The sequence below is a fragment of the Pseudonocardia humida genome (assembly GCF_023898865.1).
Classification (GTDB): Bacteria; Actinomycetota; Actinomycetes; order Mycobacteriales; family Pseudonocardiaceae; genus Pseudonocardia; species Pseudonocardia humida.
In genome coordinates this window covers 129,829-142,951 of sequence record NZ_JAGSOV010000041.1, presented here as the reverse complement: position 1 = coordinate 142,951, position 13,123 = coordinate 129,829, and the positions used below count along the sequence as shown (strand labels likewise).

Annotated in this window: 17 protein-coding genes and 2 tRNA genes; 6 read left to right on the top strand and 13 right to left on the bottom strand. The window is 71.1% G+C overall.

The features are described from left to right. The first annotated feature begins 43 nt into the window (after positions 1-43). From KDL28_RS20690 to KDL28_RS20680, 3 genes are all read left to right on the top strand, one after another. Positions 44-907 (top strand): ferredoxin family protein, encoded by an 864-nt coding sequence (locus tag KDL28_RS20690; RefSeq protein ID WP_252441093.1) that lies wholly within the window; start codon positions 44-46, stop codon positions 905-907. 97 nt (positions 908-1,004) lie between these two features. Next, positions 1,005-1,547: a PH domain-containing protein gene (locus KDL28_RS20685; protein WP_252441092.1), complete on the top strand. Its 543-nt coding sequence runs from the start codon at positions 1,005-1,007 to the stop codon at positions 1,545-1,547. Next, positions 1,544-3,142, top strand: coding sequence for a PH domain-containing protein (locus KDL28_RS20680; RefSeq protein WP_252441091.1), 1,599 nt, complete (start codon positions 1,544-1,546; stop codon positions 3,140-3,142). The genes KDL28_RS20685 and KDL28_RS20680 overlap by 4 nt, the downstream gene beginning before the upstream one ends. Here KDL28_RS20680 and KDL28_RS20675 read toward each other — a convergent pair. Then, positions 3,050-4,594, bottom strand: a complete 1,545-nt coding sequence (locus KDL28_RS20675) for a helicase HerA-like domain-containing protein (protein WP_252441090.1) — start codon at positions 4,592-4,594, stop codon at positions 3,050-3,052. The genes KDL28_RS20680 and KDL28_RS20675 overlap by 93 nt on opposite strands. A gap of 69 nt (positions 4,595-4,663) precedes the next feature. On the opposite strand from KDL28_RS20675, the gene orn reads away from it, so the two are divergent. The 3 genes from orn (at position 4,664) to KDL28_RS20660 (ending at position 5,572) form a co-directional block, all read left to right on the top strand. After that, complete coding sequence (orn, locus tag KDL28_RS20670) at positions 4,664-5,266, top strand: oligoribonuclease (protein WP_252441089.1); 603 nt, start codon at positions 4,664-4,666, stop codon at positions 5,264-5,266. Between the two features lie 72 nt (positions 5,267-5,338). Next, positions 5,339-5,414: transfer RNA gene (locus tag KDL28_RS20665), tRNA-His, on the top strand. Positions 5,415-5,496: 82 nt separating this feature from the next. Beyond that, positions 5,497-5,572: transfer RNA gene (locus KDL28_RS20660), tRNA-Lys, on the top strand. Between the two features lie 64 nt (positions 5,573-5,636). On the opposite strand, the gene KDL28_RS20655 is transcribed toward KDL28_RS20660, so the two are convergent. The 12 genes from KDL28_RS20655 to KDL28_RS20600 all read right to left on the bottom strand — a co-directional run bounded on the left by KDL28_RS20655 (position 5,637) and on the right by KDL28_RS20600 (position 13,093). After that, positions 5,637-6,764: a site-specific integrase gene (locus KDL28_RS20655; RefSeq protein WP_252441088.1), complete on the bottom strand. Its 1,128-nt coding sequence runs from the start codon at positions 6,762-6,764 to the stop codon at positions 5,637-5,639. Continuing rightward, a complete protein-coding gene (locus KDL28_RS20650) occupies positions 6,761-6,949 on the bottom strand; it encodes a helix-turn-helix domain-containing protein (protein ID WP_252441087.1) in 189 nt (62 codons plus the stop codon). Before KDL28_RS20650 ends, KDL28_RS20655 begins: the two co-directional genes overlap by 4 nt. 41 nt (positions 6,950-6,990) lie before the next feature. Next, complete coding sequence (locus KDL28_RS20645; RefSeq protein WP_308216035.1) at positions 6,991-8,475, bottom strand: replication initiator; 1,485 nt, start codon at positions 8,473-8,475, stop codon at positions 6,991-6,993. A gap of 5 nt (positions 8,476-8,480) precedes the next feature. Further along, entirely contained in the window at positions 8,481-8,816 is a 336-nt protein-coding gene (locus KDL28_RS20640) for a hypothetical protein (RefSeq protein ID WP_252441085.1), read from the bottom strand. A gap of 102 nt (positions 8,817-8,918) precedes the next feature. Then, entirely contained in the window at positions 8,919-9,296 is a 378-nt protein-coding gene (locus tag KDL28_RS20635; RefSeq protein WP_252441084.1) for a hypothetical protein, read from the bottom strand. After that, complete coding sequence (locus tag KDL28_RS20630; protein WP_252441083.1) at positions 9,293-9,595, bottom strand: hypothetical protein; 303 nt, start codon at positions 9,593-9,595, stop codon at positions 9,293-9,295. The genes KDL28_RS20635 and KDL28_RS20630 overlap by 4 nt, the downstream gene beginning before the upstream one ends. Continuing rightward, on the bottom strand, positions 9,585-9,917 hold the full coding sequence (locus KDL28_RS20625) for a hypothetical protein (protein WP_252441082.1): 333 nt from the start codon (positions 9,915-9,917) through the stop codon (positions 9,585-9,587). The genes KDL28_RS20630 and KDL28_RS20625 overlap by 11 nt, the downstream gene beginning before the upstream one ends. Next, the gene (locus KDL28_RS20620) at positions 9,914-10,171 is read right to left on the bottom strand and encodes a hypothetical protein (protein ID WP_252441081.1); all 258 of its coding nucleotides are present in this window, start codon (positions 10,169-10,171) and stop codon (positions 9,914-9,916) included. Before KDL28_RS20620 ends, KDL28_RS20625 begins: the two co-directional genes overlap by 4 nt. A 107-nt stretch (positions 10,172-10,278) precedes the next feature. Further along, positions 10,279-11,136, bottom strand: a complete 858-nt coding sequence (locus tag KDL28_RS20615; protein ID WP_252441080.1) for an FtsK/SpoIIIE domain-containing protein — start codon at positions 11,134-11,136, stop codon at positions 10,279-10,281. Positions 11,137-11,359: 223 nt separating this feature from the next. Continuing rightward, positions 11,360-12,130, bottom strand: a complete 771-nt coding sequence (locus tag KDL28_RS20610; protein ID WP_252441079.1) for a hypothetical protein — start codon at positions 12,128-12,130, stop codon at positions 11,360-11,362. Positions 12,131-12,329: 199 nt separating this feature from the next. Continuing rightward, entirely contained in the window at positions 12,330-12,704 is a 375-nt protein-coding gene (locus KDL28_RS20605; protein WP_252441078.1) for a hypothetical protein, read from the bottom strand. Between the two features lie 47 nt (positions 12,705-12,751). Further along, a complete protein-coding gene (locus KDL28_RS20600) occupies positions 12,752-13,093 on the bottom strand; it encodes a hypothetical protein (protein ID WP_252441077.1) in 342 nt (113 codons plus the stop codon). Positions 13,094-13,123 lie beyond the last annotated feature (30 nt).

The following is a 13,123-nucleotide window of genomic DNA, read 5'->3' as shown; positions in this document are numbered from 1 at the left end:
ACCATGACACAGGACTTAGGGAATCCTTCGCTATCCTCGGGCGATGATCGAAAGGTGCGCGGTGCTCGCCCGCGCCGCCGACGAGCCGCTGGCCGGTACGGCCCCGGTCGCGACGCGGTGGGCCGGCCTGGAGCACCGCGCGGCCTGGCCCGACAGCGTCGACTCGCACCCCGACCCGGCGGTCGCGGGGTTCGTCCGGCGGGCCGCCGCCCGCGGCTGGCGCGTCGTGCTGATCCGCAGGCCCGGGCGGCGCACCGCCACCGGCCGGCCCCGGCTGATCCTCGCCGACACGACGACGGCGCTGGCCACCACGCTGCGCATCGACGGCCCGGGCGCGCTGGCCGACGTCCCCCTCCCGGAGGCCGGTGCGCCGCTGCCGGGCACCCCGGTGGACGACACCCCGCTGCTGGTCTGCACGCACGGCAGGCGCGACCGCTGCTGCGCGATCGACGGCCGCGCGCTGGCCGGGGCGCTCGTGGAGTCCGGCGAACCCGACGTGTGGGAGTGCACCCACCTGGGCGGGCACCGGTTCGCGCCCACCGCGCTCGTCCTGCCCACCGGCTACCTCTACGGCAGGCTCGACCCGGAGACCGCGGCCACGGCCCGCAAGACCGCCGCGGCGGGCGAGGTGCAGACGGCGCTGTGCCGGGGCCGGTCCACCTGGTCGCACGCCGGGCAGGTGGCCGAGCTGGCCGTGCGCGAGGCCACCGGCCTGCGCGACGCGAACGCGCTGCGGGTCGTCGCGACCGACCACGGCGCCGAGGTCCACCACCTGGACAACGGCCGCCGCTGGGCCGTCGACCTCGCCCACGACGGCGGCGGCGCCGGCCCGTGCTCCACCTCGTGCGGGGTCGCGGTGCTGCGCCGGGAGGCCCTGCGGGTCACCGCGGTGCGCCCCCTCCCCTGACCGGCCCCGGACCCCGGCCGTCGGCGCGCCGGCACCGTTGCCCAACAGATGCCTCCGCCGGCAGCGCGCCGTACCGCGCGCGGGCAGACTCGTCCCCATGGACTCCGGTGCGACCGCTGTGCCCACCACCCGTCCGGCGGTCCCCGGAGTGCCACCGCCGCTGCGCCCGCCCGCCCACCAGGTCAGCCCGGTCGCGGTGCGCTGGTGGCGGCTGCGCGCGCTGCTGCTGCTGGCCGTGCTGCTCGTCCCGCAGGTCGTCGCGATGATCGCGTTCGGGTTCCCGGCCGCGAGCTGGCTGATCGGGGCGGCCGCGGCGACGGCGGTGCTGGTCGGCGCGTGGGCGGTGCTCGTCCCGCGGCTGCTGTTCCGCATCCACCGCTGGGAGGTCACCGACGAGGCCGTCTACACCCTGTCGGGCTGGCTGGTGCGGGAGTGGCGCATCGCGCCGATCTCGCGGGTGCAGACCGTCGACACCGCGCACGGGCCGCTGCAGCAACTGCTCGGGCTGGCCACGGTCACGGTGACCACGGCGTCCGCCCGCGGCCCGGTGAAGATCTCCGGCCTGGCCGCCGACGACGCCACCGAGCTGGCCCGGACGCTGACCGAGACCACCCAGGCCACCCCCGGGGACGCCACGTGAGCACCGGCACCGCCCCCGCCGCCGTGGAGACGCCGTGGCGGCGGCTCGACCGGCGGATGCTCGTGGTCGGTCCGATCTCGCTGCTGGTGCGGGTCGTGCCGCTGGTCGCCGTGCTGCTGCTGACCGGCCAGGGCGACCCGATCCGCGTGTGGATGGCGGCGGGGGCCGCGGTCGCGGCCGTGATCGCCGGCGTGCTGCGCTGGCGCACCACCCGCTACCGGATCACCCCCGAGCGCGTGGAGCTGCACAGCGGGTGGCTGAACCGGCAGCGCCGGTCGGTCCCGCGCGACCGCATCCGCACCATCGACCTCACCGCCAAGCTGCTGCACCGGGCGTTCGGGCTGAGCGTCGTGCGGGTCAGCGCGGCGACGGCGGGCACGCCGGGCAACGGCGCCGGGCTGAGCCTGGACGCGGTGAGCAAGGCCGAGGCCGAGCGGCTGCGCCGAGTACTGCTCGACCTCTCCCCCGTCGCCACCGACCCCGCCGACCCCGCAGCGCCCGTGGCGCAGGCGCCGCCGAGCCAGGAGCTGGCCCGGCTGCGGTGGGCGTGGTTGCGCTACGCGCCGCTGACGTTCTCCTCGCTGGCCGGCATGGGCGCCATCGTGGCCACGGCCTTCAACGTGCTCGACGACCTCGGTCTCGACCCGCGCGACCTGCGGGCGGTCGACGAGACCGCCGAGCAGCTCTCCGCGGCGCCGCTCTACGTCGCCGTCGTCGTCGTCGGGCTGGCGCTGCTCGTGCTGCTGGTGGTGGGGGCGCTGCTGCTGTTCGCCGAGCGCTGGTACGCCTACCGGCTCACCCGCGAGCCCGACGGCACCCTGCGGGTGCGCCGCGGGCTGCTGACCCGGCGTTCGCTGTCGGTGTCGGAGCGGCGGCTGCGCGGCGCCGAGGTGGTCGAGCCGGTGCTGCTGCGGCTCGGGCGCGGCGCGCAGGCCAGGGCGGTCTCGACCGGGCTCGCCGGCGACTCCCAGGGCGGGGCCCTGCAGCCGCCCACTCCGCGCGCGGAGGCGCACCGCGTGGCCTCGGCGGCGCTGCGCGTGCACCCGGCCGAGATCACCCGGGCGCCCCTGCTGCGGCACCCCCGGGCCGCGCTGACCCGGCGCATGGTCCGGGCGATCGGTCCGGCGGTGGTGCTGGCCGCCGCGGCGTTCGGCGTCGGCGCACTGCTGGGCACCGACTGGCTCGGCCCGGTCGTCCTGGCCCTCGTGCCGCTGGCCGCGCTCGTCGGCTGGGACCGCTACCGGAACCTGGGCCACCAGCTGACCGGCGGCTTCCTGGTCGCCAGGGCGGGTTCGCTGGTCCGCCGCACGGTGGCGCTGCAGCGCGGCGGCGTGATCGGCTGGACGTTCCGGCAGACGATCTTCCAGCGGCGCTCCGGGCTGGTCTCGCTGGAGGCCGTCACGGCCGCCGGGCGCGGCGGCTACGCCGTCACCGACGTCGGCGCCCTCGACGCCGTCGACCTGGCCGACGCCACCGTCCCCGACCTGCTGGGCCCGTTCCGGCTACCGGCGGCGTCGGGTGCCGAACATCCCCCGGGTGATCTCCCGGCCCAGCGCGCCGGCCGCGGACCGCAGGAACGACTTCACCACGGGTGAGCCGAGCGCCGTCTGCAGGAACCCCGGCTCCTCCCTCTCCCCGCGCCCGGGCGGCGGGGCCTCGGCCCACGGGGCGGCGGGCGGCGGGGTCTGCGCGATGCGGGCGGTGAGCAGCTCGTACGCCGACTCCCGGTCGACCGTCCGGCCGTACTTCGGGTAGAGCGCCGACGCCTTGGCCGCCGCCGTCACCTCGTCGCCGCCGATGGCGGCCATCAGCGAGCGCGGCGCCCGCATCCGGGCCCACGCCACCGGCGTCGGCGCGCCGCGCTCGGAGAGGACCGTGACGATCGCCTCACCGGTTCCGAGGGAGGTGAGCGCCTCCTCGAGGTCGTAGTGCTCGGTCTTCGGGTACGTCCGCACCGTCTTGGTCAGCGCGGACTGGTCCTCCGGGGTGAACGCCCGCAGCGCGTGCTGCACGCGGGCGCCCAGCTGGGACAGCACCGCGTTCGGCACGTCGGTGGGCAGCTGCGTGCAGAAGAACACCCCGACGCCCTTGGACCGGATCAGCTTCACGGTCTGCTCGATGCGCTGCAGGAACGCCTTGGACGCGTCGGAGAACAGCAGGTGCGCCTCGTCGAAGAAGAACACCAGCTTGGGCTTGTCCAGATCGCCGGCCTCGGGCAGCTCCTCGAACAGCTCGGCCAGCAGCCACATCAGGAACGTGGAGAACAACCGCGGGTTCGCGGCCTGGTCGGCCAGCTCCAGCAGCGTCACCACGCCCTTGCCGTCGACCGTGCGCACGAGGTCGGCCGGGGCGAACTCGGGCTCGCCGAAGAAGTCCTCGCCGCCCTGGGCCTCCAGGTTGACCAGCGCGCGCAGGATCACCCCCGCCGTCGCCGAGGAGACCCCACCGATCCCCTTCAGGTCGGCCTTGCCCTCGTCGCTGGTCAGGTGGGTGATGACGGCGCGCAGGTCCTTGGTGTCCAGCAGCGGCAGCCGGCGCTGGTCGGCCCAGTGGAAGATCAGCCCGAGGGTCGACTCCTGGGTGTCGTTGAGGTCGAGGACCTTGCTCAGCAGGATCGGCCCGAACTGGGTGATCGTCGCCCGGATCGGCACCGCGGAGCTCGACCCGCCCAGCGACAGGAACTCCACCGGGTACGCGGTGGGTGCCCAGTCGTCCCCGGTGTCCCGGGCCCGCGACTCGATCTTCGCGTTGCTCGTCCCGGCCCGGGCCATCCCCGACAGGTCGCCCTTGACGTCGGCGAGCAGCACCGGCACCCCGGCCGCCGAGAGCTGCTCGGCGATGCCCTGCAGGGTCTTGGTCTTCCCGGTGCCGGTGGCCCCGGCCACCAGGCCGTGCCGGTTGAGCGTGGCGAACGGGATGCGCACCCGCGCCTCGGGGTCGGCGACCCCGTCGATGCAGACGCTGCCCAGCTCGAGCGCCGCACCTTCCGTCGAGTAGCCGAGGGCGATGGTCCGGGCGGGGGTATCGGGCGCGGCGGAGTCGGGCACGCGCGCATTGTGGACCTCCGCACCCGTGTTGTCCTGCCCACGACTCGCGGCAACGCTTAGTGTGACGGGGTGAACGACCGTCTGGTATGGATCGACTGCGAGATGACCGGCCTCGACCTGGGCCGCGACGCCCTCATCGAGATCGCCGTGCTGGTGACCGACGGCGACCTGAAGATCCTCGGCGACGGCGTGGACGTCGTGATCCACGCCGACGAGGAGAAGCTCGCCGGGATGCCCGACATCGTGCGCGAGATGCACGCGAAGTCCGGTCTGACCGACGCCGTCCGCGCCTCCACCGTGACCGTCGCCCAGGCCGAGCAGCTGGCCCTGGACTACGTCCGCCAGTACGTCCCCGACCCCCGCACCGCCCCCCTGGCCGGCAACTCCATCGCCACCGACCGCGGCTTCCTCAGCCGCGACATGCCCGCCCTCGACGCCCACCTGCACTACCGCATGGTCGACGTCAGCTCGATCAAGGAGCTGTGCAGGCGCTGGTACCCGCGGGTGTTCTACGCCAAGCCGGAGAAGGGCCTGGCCCACCGCGCCCTGGCCGACGTCGTCGAGTCGATCCGCGAGCTCGACTACTACCGCCACACCCTGTTCGCCCCGCCGCCCGGCCCCACCACCGAGCAGGCCCAGGCCGCCGCGGCCGCCCTCGCCGAGGGCCGCTGACAACCCGGTGCACCGGCCCGCGAGCGGGCCGGTAGCATGGTCGAGTCACCGGCTCCGGCCGGTGGACGCATGGTGGGTGTAGCTCAGCTGGTAGAGCACCTGGTTGTGGTCCAGGAAGTCGCGGGTTCAAGTCCCGTCACTCACCCCATGCGGCGGCACCCCAGCCGCACCGGCTCCGGACGGGACGTGTACCGTTCCAGACGGCGCCGAGCGACGGGGCGCCGCAGCAGGCGCCGCTAGCTCAATCGGCAGAGCAGCTGACTCTTAATCAGCGGGTTGGGGGTTCGATTCCCTCGCGGCGTACCAGGTCAGACAGGGGCTCGGTCTTCGGATCGGGCCCCTGACAGCTTTCTGTGACAGCAACGAGCTGTCAGGCCAGTTGATCATCGAGGTGGTCCAGAGCCGCGCGCTGTGCGTCGAGGTTCACATGTCCGTAGACGTTCATCGTCATCTCGATGGCGCTGTGGCCGACGATCTCCATCACGATCCGCGGATGCACGCCGAGGGCCAGGAGCAGGCTGACGCAGGTGTGCCGCAGGCCGTGCAGCTGGACCTTGCGGATGCCGTGTTGCTCGCACAACTCGGCCCACATGCGGGTGAGGTTGCGCGGTTCGAGAGCGGTGCCGTGCCGGTAGCCGAAGACATAGCCGACGGGTCGCCACGGGTGCCCTGGCCCATCGCCATGACGTTCTTGGAGCTGTCGATGGTGCTCGGCCAAGGCGTAGATGGCGCGAGCCGGTAGCGGGACGGTCCTCGTGGATCGCCGGGTCTTGGTGGGCAGCTCTCGGAGCTTCCCGTCCACTCGTTGGACGCTCTGCATGATCCGCAAAGTGCTTTGAGCGAAGTCGACGTGTTCCCAGCGCAGCCCGCATGCCTCGCTTCGTCGGACGCCGAGCATCACCAGCAGCACCCAGAGCGCATGACGTGGATCGTCGACGGTCGCGTCGAGCAGGAAGCGCGCTTCGGCCACCGTCAGCGGCTCCTTCACCGCCGCCTTGGGGCGCTCGACCCGAACGAGCTTGGCCACGTTGCGGGCAACCAGCTCCTCCCGGACCGCGTGTTCCAGGGCGGCGCGGAGTGTGGCGTGCACGAGCTGGATGGTGCGGGCGCCGATGCCCTCGTCCCGCATGGCGTCGACCATCATGCGCACGTCACGGACGCTGAGCCGGACCAGCCTCTTCCGGCCGATGCGGGGCGAGAGGTAGAGCCGGCTCTTACCTTCGTACGCGCGCCACGTCGTGGCGCGGACATGGGGCTTGACATGGATCAGCCACTCGTCGAGGTAGGCGGCGACGCTGAGACCGGCCGGGGCGACCGGGGTGTTCTTCTCGGCGCGGTCGAGCAGCTCCCGGAGCCTCTTGCTGGCCTCAGCTCGGGACTTGGCGTACACCGCCTGTCGGCGAACGGCTCCACCGATCACGGGGACGTAGGCAGCGGCCACCCAACGACCGTCCTTGCGCTGATAGACGCTTCCCTCGCCGGTCGTGTTGCGGCTCATGCGATGTCGTCTTCCTCGTCGAGCATGCGCCGGGTGTAGTCGTGGACGGCGTCGACGGGGATACGACGAAGTTTGCCGATCTTGAAGGATCGGAGTTGTCCGGTGCGGAGCAGGTCGTAGACGGTGCAGCGGCCGATGTGGAGGGCTTCGGCGACCTCCTCGGCGGTCAGTAGTACGCGTTCCATGGGTTCTGGTTCTCCGTGATCGATGGGTCTACGGGACGTGGTCAGGCGAGTCGTGCGGTGGCGTGCTCCTGCTTGGCGAGCTGGCGGTGCTCACGAGCCCGGGCGGCGGCGTCGGCGGCGAGTTGGGCGTCGCCGGTGGTGTTCCAGCCGATCCCGGCCAGGGTGAGGTCGCAGACGATCAGCGTGGTCTCGTCGTCATGGGCGTGGGCCAGGCCGTGGCGGTTGCGCCAGTCGCTCCGCGAGGTCCGGTGGTGGTCGCGGCGCTGAGCACGGATGGCCTTGTGGGTGGTGGAGTAGCGCCGGGACTTGGTGGCGAAGTGTCCGCCGAAGCCGAGCATGTGGGTCCAGCGGCGCAGGCGTCCGTAGTCGGCGTTCCAGTCCTGCTCTTCGTCCTCGGTGAGGCCGGTGGGGGTGGTGCCGAGTTGCCAGGCGTAGGCCACGAGGCGGCCGAGATGGGTGTCGGGGTCGGCGTAGTGCTCGGCGGTCTCGGCGTTCATCCGGGCGGTGATCGGGAGGCCGGTGGGTTCGGTGGCTTTGGTCGCGTACTTGGCCAGGTAGGCGGCGACGGCTTCGGAGGTGATCTGCCCGGGGCCTGCGTTGACGGGGCGGACGTCGAGTTGCGGGCCCCAGGTGATCGGCCAGGTGTGGCCGGTGTCGGCGTAGCCGGGGGTGCGGAACCCGGTCGATGTGGCGGAACCGGCGACGAGCTCGGCGAGGTCCTGGGCGGTGATGTCTGCTGGTGGGGCGAGTATCGCATCCGGTTGGTCGGGGTCGAGGGCGTCGAGGCGGATCAGGGCGTGGAAGTGGACGACGCCGCGGCGTTGGTATTCGGCGACCTTGCCGTAGGAGACCCGCAGCGTGATCCCGTGCGCCTTGGCGAGGGTTCGGAGGGCGCGGGTGAGGGTGATGGTGGTGCGGCGCCAGAGTTCACCGGCCCAGCCGTTCCAGACGACGTGGTGGGCGTGGTCGTAGCAGTCCAGACACAGCGGCCGACCGAGCGCGGGTGCGTCCTCGGGATGCCGGGCGGTGCAGGTCAGGAGGCGGCCGTGAGGGCAGCGGGTGAGGGTGCGGCGCATCCGACACGGGCGGACCTTGCCGTTGCGGGCGTTGATGCTGCGCGAGTGGACAGGCCCGAAGGAGGGGGCGGTGAAGGTGGCGAACACCGCCGGGTGCCCCGACACCGAGGCGGGGATACCCTTGCCGCCGACGATCCCGGCGCGGATGAGGTGGTAGGTGTCGGCGCGGTAAGTCTCCGCGCACGGCGGGCAGACGGAGGCGCGCCGGTCGCCGCAGGGGACGTAGAGCACCCCGTCGGGCATCGAGGTCGTGGTGTGTCTGGTGTCGAGGATTCGCCCGGTGGTCGAGTCGACGGTGTGGATCTGGCCGGACAGTCGGACGGGCCGGATGCATCCCCGGGTCGAGGCGGTGTGAGTGAGCCAGCGTTCGAGGTCGTGGGAGCCGGCGCGGCGCAGGAGTCGGCGGCGGTGGTGCGAGGGGTCGTCGTGGTGTCGGGCGGGTGGGGTCATGGGCGCTACCAGCGGATGACCGGGAAGCCGGTGCCGAAGTAGTCGCGGGCGATGGTCTCGGCGCGGGCCAGGACGGTGGCGACCTCGATCGGGGTACGGCCGGTGATCCAGCCCATGAGGTCGGCTCCGTCGAAGCGCATCACCGCGTCCACCGCGCACAGCGGGTCGACGACCTTCACGGTGAGGGTGTCGCCGTAGCGGGCCAGGTGAGCGGCCAGCGCATAGACGAGCTGACGGGCGGTGAGCGTGTAGGTCTCGGCGGTCAGGAACACCGGCTCGGTCCGGGCGTTCGGGACCTCGCGGGCCGAGATCGGGGCGGCGGTGTCGACGGTGGTAGTCATGGCGGGGTTCTCCTTGCGGGTCAGGTGGTTGGCGGTCACCCAGCACCCCCGGAATCGCCCAGGAATGGGTGGGCTGTGGCCGGGAGTGAGGGTCGCCGTCAACTACCGGGAACGTCGTGGTTCGTCGATAGTCGGAAGGGATGCGAGGGTTGCGTCTTCGGTGAACAGGCAGCCGCGTCGGTGGCAGGCTCGCCAGAGTCCGCATCCGTGGGTGCGGTGGTCGGGGATTTCCCCTTTGCAGCCACAGGGCTGCCATGCGGTGTAGATGTGTCCGGCTTCGGTGCAGGCGTATTTCGCCCAGCAGCACTCGCACATGTGTTGGCCGTTCACGGTGATCAGCCAGGTGCTTTCCTCGGTGACGTAGGCTTCACCGGCCTCGGGGCTGTCGAAGTGCACGGTGTAGTCGCCGACCAGTTCGTCGAAGGCGATGCCGCAGCCGTCGCAGACGACGATGTAGCAGGTCAGCTTCCGGATGCTCATGACTTCCGCCTTGGGGTGAAGAGGGCGGCGCGGTAGCGGTCCCCGTGGTCGGTGTTACCGCAGCTCTCACACGTGGTGGTGCGGTAGCCGAGATCTGTGCCGTCGGGGATGAGAAGTAGGGCGTTGTTGCCCCACAGCTTCAGCATTCCGGTAGCGGCGGTTTCGGCGGCAGTGGTGCCGTCGTTGTATTCGCCGTTGGCCAGTAGGTGCTGGCAGACCACGCAGATCGACAGATCGTCATAAGCGTGCTGGTTCCTGCGGAGGTGGTGCAGGTTGCTGGTAGGTGGTTCAGTGGTCATCGTGGCGCCCCCAGCGTTGCTGGGCGGCTTGTCGGGTCATGCCCAGTCGGGTGCCGATGTCGGTCCAGGAGTAGCCGGCGGCCCGGAGGCCGGTGACGGCGTGCCGGATGGCGGTGTCGATGTCGTCGGCCAGGGCGGCGAGGTCGGCCAGGCCCTCGATGTCGCCGCGAGCGATGCGACGGCCGTGGGCGGTGATGATGCGGCGGGTGAAGGCGCTGTAGTCGTCGTTCTCGACCGTGCGCCGTCGGTGGGTGCGTCGACCCGGACGGGAGTCGTTGCGTCGGTCGGGTGTCAACAGCAGGTTGACGATCGGCGCGGTCACCGAGCGCCCCGGGTGTCCGAGGCGTGGGCGGTGGCCTGGGGCTGTTCTGGGGGCTCTGAGGCCTGGTTGCCGAGTAGGGCGAGCAGGACGGCGGTGATGCCGCCGATGCTGCACATCCCGGCCAGGACGGCGATGGCGATTCCGGTGGCGATGTGCTTGACCTCGGGCCAGGTGTTCGCGGCCCACCCGGCGGTCACGAGGACCACGAGCGCGGCGGCGCCGATGAGGATCGGGCGAGCGATGTGGGTGTTCATGGCGGTTCCCTTCGTCGAGTGGACGTGCGGACGTGCAGCGGTGTCGGGCATGGCTGTCCCTCGGGATGCGGTGATGTGGCCGCGCGGTGATGGGCTGGTGGAAGCCGCTATGCGGCGGGGCCGCGTCGCAGGTGAAGGGCGGCGGCGATGACGGCGCGGATCAGGCCGTCGGTGAGGTAGGCGGCCTTGAAGCGGCGCGGGATGCCGCCTTCGGCCAGCAGCCAGCCGACGCCGAGTGCTTGTGGGTCGATGGTCTTGGCGGAGTAGCCCTCCGAGGCCCAGCCGACCGACAGGATGATGTCGCTGGAGGAGTCGGTGGTGCAGCGGAACGCCACGCGGTAGCCGAACAGATCCCGCAACGACGTGGGGATGATGTCGGCCGAGGGACGCTGGGTCGCGGCGACGACGATGATCCCGGCGGCCCGGCCTCGGGCGACGAGGTCACGCACCAGGGCCCGGAACATCTCCTGTTCCTCTTTGGTGCCGGTGGTGGCGGTGTAGTAGGCCAGTTCGTCGATGACGCACACGATCACGTCGAGGGCGTCGGTCGGCATGATCTTGCGGCGTTGGACGGCTTCCAGGAGCCGGTAGCGCAGTTCCATCTCCGCCTGCAGTTGCCGGAGGCGGTTCAGCGCGTCGGTCATGTCGTTGCCGACGAAGATGTCGGCGATCGAGCGCCAGAGGCCGAGTTCGACGAGCTTGCCGTCGAACAGCCACAACGTCGCATCGCAGGCGAGTGCGGCGTGGGCGATGATGGTGTTGAGCAGGCTGGACTTGCCGGAGCCGGGTTCGCCGCCGATGAGCAGGTTGCGGTAGGCGAGGGTGACCTCGACCGGTTCGCCGTTCTCGTCGATCCCGAACTCGATCGGGTCATAGATCGACAGTCCCCGCAGGTCACGAGGACCGCCGTTGCGGGTGGTGCGGGTTCGCCGACGGCGTCGGCGGTTCCAGTAGTGGTCGGACATGGCTGATCAGTCCTTCGGTTCCGTATGAGCTGGGCTCGTGGTGTGCTCCCTGGTGCGTGTGCTGGGAGAAGGCGGCGGGCGACGCGAACCCGTGTGGTCCCTGGTTGCGGGTGGTTCGCGTCGGCCCGACGCGTCGTGCGAGGACGATCAGCGGCGTCCGATGTGGACAGTCTGGGTCAGGGTTGTCCGGCTGACTCCTGCGGTCAGGGGCGGGTGGCCCGGATCAGATGTAGTCGCTGACGTCCACTCCACCGAAGCCGGCGACTTCCGGCTCGGGGGCGTGCTCGCCGGGATCCGGCGGGGTGCGCCGCTCAGGACGCTTGTGGCCGTTGTGGCCATTCGTGCTCGACCCGGAGGCCGGTCGTGGTGCCGGGACCGGGATCGGACCGGGTGCGGCCACAGTGGTGCGATCCGGGAGTGGTTGCGGGCCGCCGTGGTCGTGATGCCACGAGGCGTCCAGACCGTCGGCGACGGTCGGGGTGACGGGCTTGCTGCGTCCCAGTGGGTCACGTCGGACGATGTCGATGACCACTGAGGCAGCCTGTGATCTGCTGGGGGTGATCCGCGCTTCGCGGGCCCAGCAGGCGGTGGCGAGTTCGTCGGTGATGTGCTGGACATCCTTGACCGAGAGCCCCGCCGGGAGCCACACTCGGACGCGTTCCCCCACGGGTGACGGGCGTGACCACCACAGATACGGCAGTTTGCCGTGGTGGATCGCTCCGCGGGTCCGCTTGAAGCACGCCCGCATCCGATGCCGGGTGATGACACACCACATGCGGCGGATCACGAACCGGCGCGATGCCGGGACCGCGAACACCACCAGGACGGTGACGGTCATACCGATGACCGTGTGGGTCTGGCCGAACTGGTCGACACACACCGTCCAGGCGATCACCGTGACCGTGATGACGGTCAGTTCCGCGCGTCGGCGGATGATGAACCCGACAACCCTGAAGAACCAGTGCTGTTCGGGTCGGGTGAAGATCTCGATCACCCCGTGACCGGGGTTGCGGCCGGACCGGCCGGATCGGGCACCGCTTCGGGTGCGCACACTCGTACGTGCCATGACATTTTCCTCCATCCAGTGCCAGAGCTGGCAGACTGAACAGAGGTGGACGCGGGGCCGAACAATCATGTTCTGGCAAGGAACCTCGGTCCCGTGTCCACCCCTGCCGACAGGCAGAACCGCTCGATCAGCGGTGATCAGAACGAGAGCGGGCGAGCCCGGTCCTCTCCAGGACCTGCAGGCGATGTGCCAGCCCGGTGCGGAGCTGGCCCAAGTGGGTCAGCGCGAGCTCGAGGCACTCGGCCGCGTCGACCAGGTGCTTCATCCGGACCGTCGGGTCCGCGTCCCTGTCGTAGTGGGTCGCCAGGTTGACGAAGGTGCCCGCCTGGTAGGTGGCATCGGTCACGATCCGGCTCATCGAGTCCACGAGCGTGTCGTAGACGCTCTTGGTGCTGGCCTTCGGCCGGTAGGGCTCCCGCTCGGGGTCCGCGGTGGACGGAACGGTGGTCAGGGTGGTGACCTTGTCGGTCGCCCCGTTCGTCGTGCTGGTGTTCTCACTCATGATCGCTTCTCGTTTCCTCTCGATGTCGGTACCCGGATGGATTCGGGTCAGTTCGACGGCTTCGGGGCCGGGGCCCCGTTCGAGAGCGGGACGATGGTCTTGGCACGGAACGCCACCCGCGCGTTTCCGTTCTGCACCCAGGGCATCGCCTGCAGACGCTCGATGGACACGAACTGGCCCTGGCTCACCTTCGGCGGGTTCTCGACCGCCACAGTGACCAGGAGCGTCTCCGCGTCCCCGTCAGTCCAGGCCACGACCTTGGCAGCCCACAGAGGCAGGTTCGTGCCACCACTCTTGTCCCGACGCTGCACCCGGTCCTTGTCCAGACGCGGCTCGAAGTCGCCGCTCACCTGGAACTTCGCGTTGCTGGTGTCGATGATCAGATCCATGACTGCTGTGCTCCTTGTGTGGATCAACTT

Excerpts from the sequence above, each read along its gene's own strand:
- KDL28_RS20605 (WP_252441078.1), bottom strand. The coding sequence starts at position 12,704 with ATGAGTGAGAACACCAGCACGACGAACGGGGCGACCGACAAGGTCACC.
- KDL28_RS20640 (WP_252441085.1), bottom strand. The coding sequence starts at position 8,816 with ATGACTACCACCGTCGACACCGCCGCCCCGATCTCGGCCCGCGAGGTC.
- KDL28_RS20690 (WP_252441093.1), top strand. The coding sequence starts at position 44 with ATGATCGAAAGGTGCGCGGTGCTCGCCCGCGCCGCCGACGAGCCGCTG.
- KDL28_RS20630 (WP_252441083.1), bottom strand. The coding sequence starts at position 9,595 with ATGACCACTGAACCACCTACCAGCAACCTGCACCACCTCCGCAGGAAC.
- KDL28_RS20645 (WP_308216035.1), bottom strand. The coding sequence starts at position 8,475 with ATGACCCCACCCGCCCGACACCACGACGACCCCTCGCACCACCGCCGC.
- KDL28_RS20650 (WP_252441087.1), bottom strand. The coding sequence starts at position 6,949 with ATGGAACGCGTACTACTGACCGCCGAGGAGGTCGCCGAAGCCCTCCAC.
- KDL28_RS20655 (WP_252441088.1), bottom strand. The coding sequence starts at position 6,764 with ATGAGCCGCAACACGACCGGCGAGGGAAGCGTCTATCAGCGCAAGGAC.
- KDL28_RS20635 (WP_252441084.1), bottom strand. The coding sequence starts at position 9,296 with ATGAGCATCCGGAAGCTGACCTGCTACATCGTCGTCTGCGACGGCTGC.
- KDL28_RS20615 (WP_252441080.1), bottom strand. The coding sequence starts at position 11,136 with ATGTCCGACCACTACTGGAACCGCCGACGCCGTCGGCGAACCCGCACC.
- KDL28_RS20600 (WP_252441077.1), bottom strand. The coding sequence starts at position 13,093 with ATGGATCTGATCATCGACACCAGCAACGCGAAGTTCCAGGTGAGCGGC.
- KDL28_RS20685 (WP_252441092.1), top strand. The coding sequence starts at position 1,005 with ATGGACTCCGGTGCGACCGCTGTGCCCACCACCCGTCCGGCGGTCCCC.
- KDL28_RS20620 (WP_252441081.1), bottom strand. The coding sequence starts at position 10,171 with ATGAACACCCACATCGCTCGCCCGATCCTCATCGGCGCCGCCGCGCTC.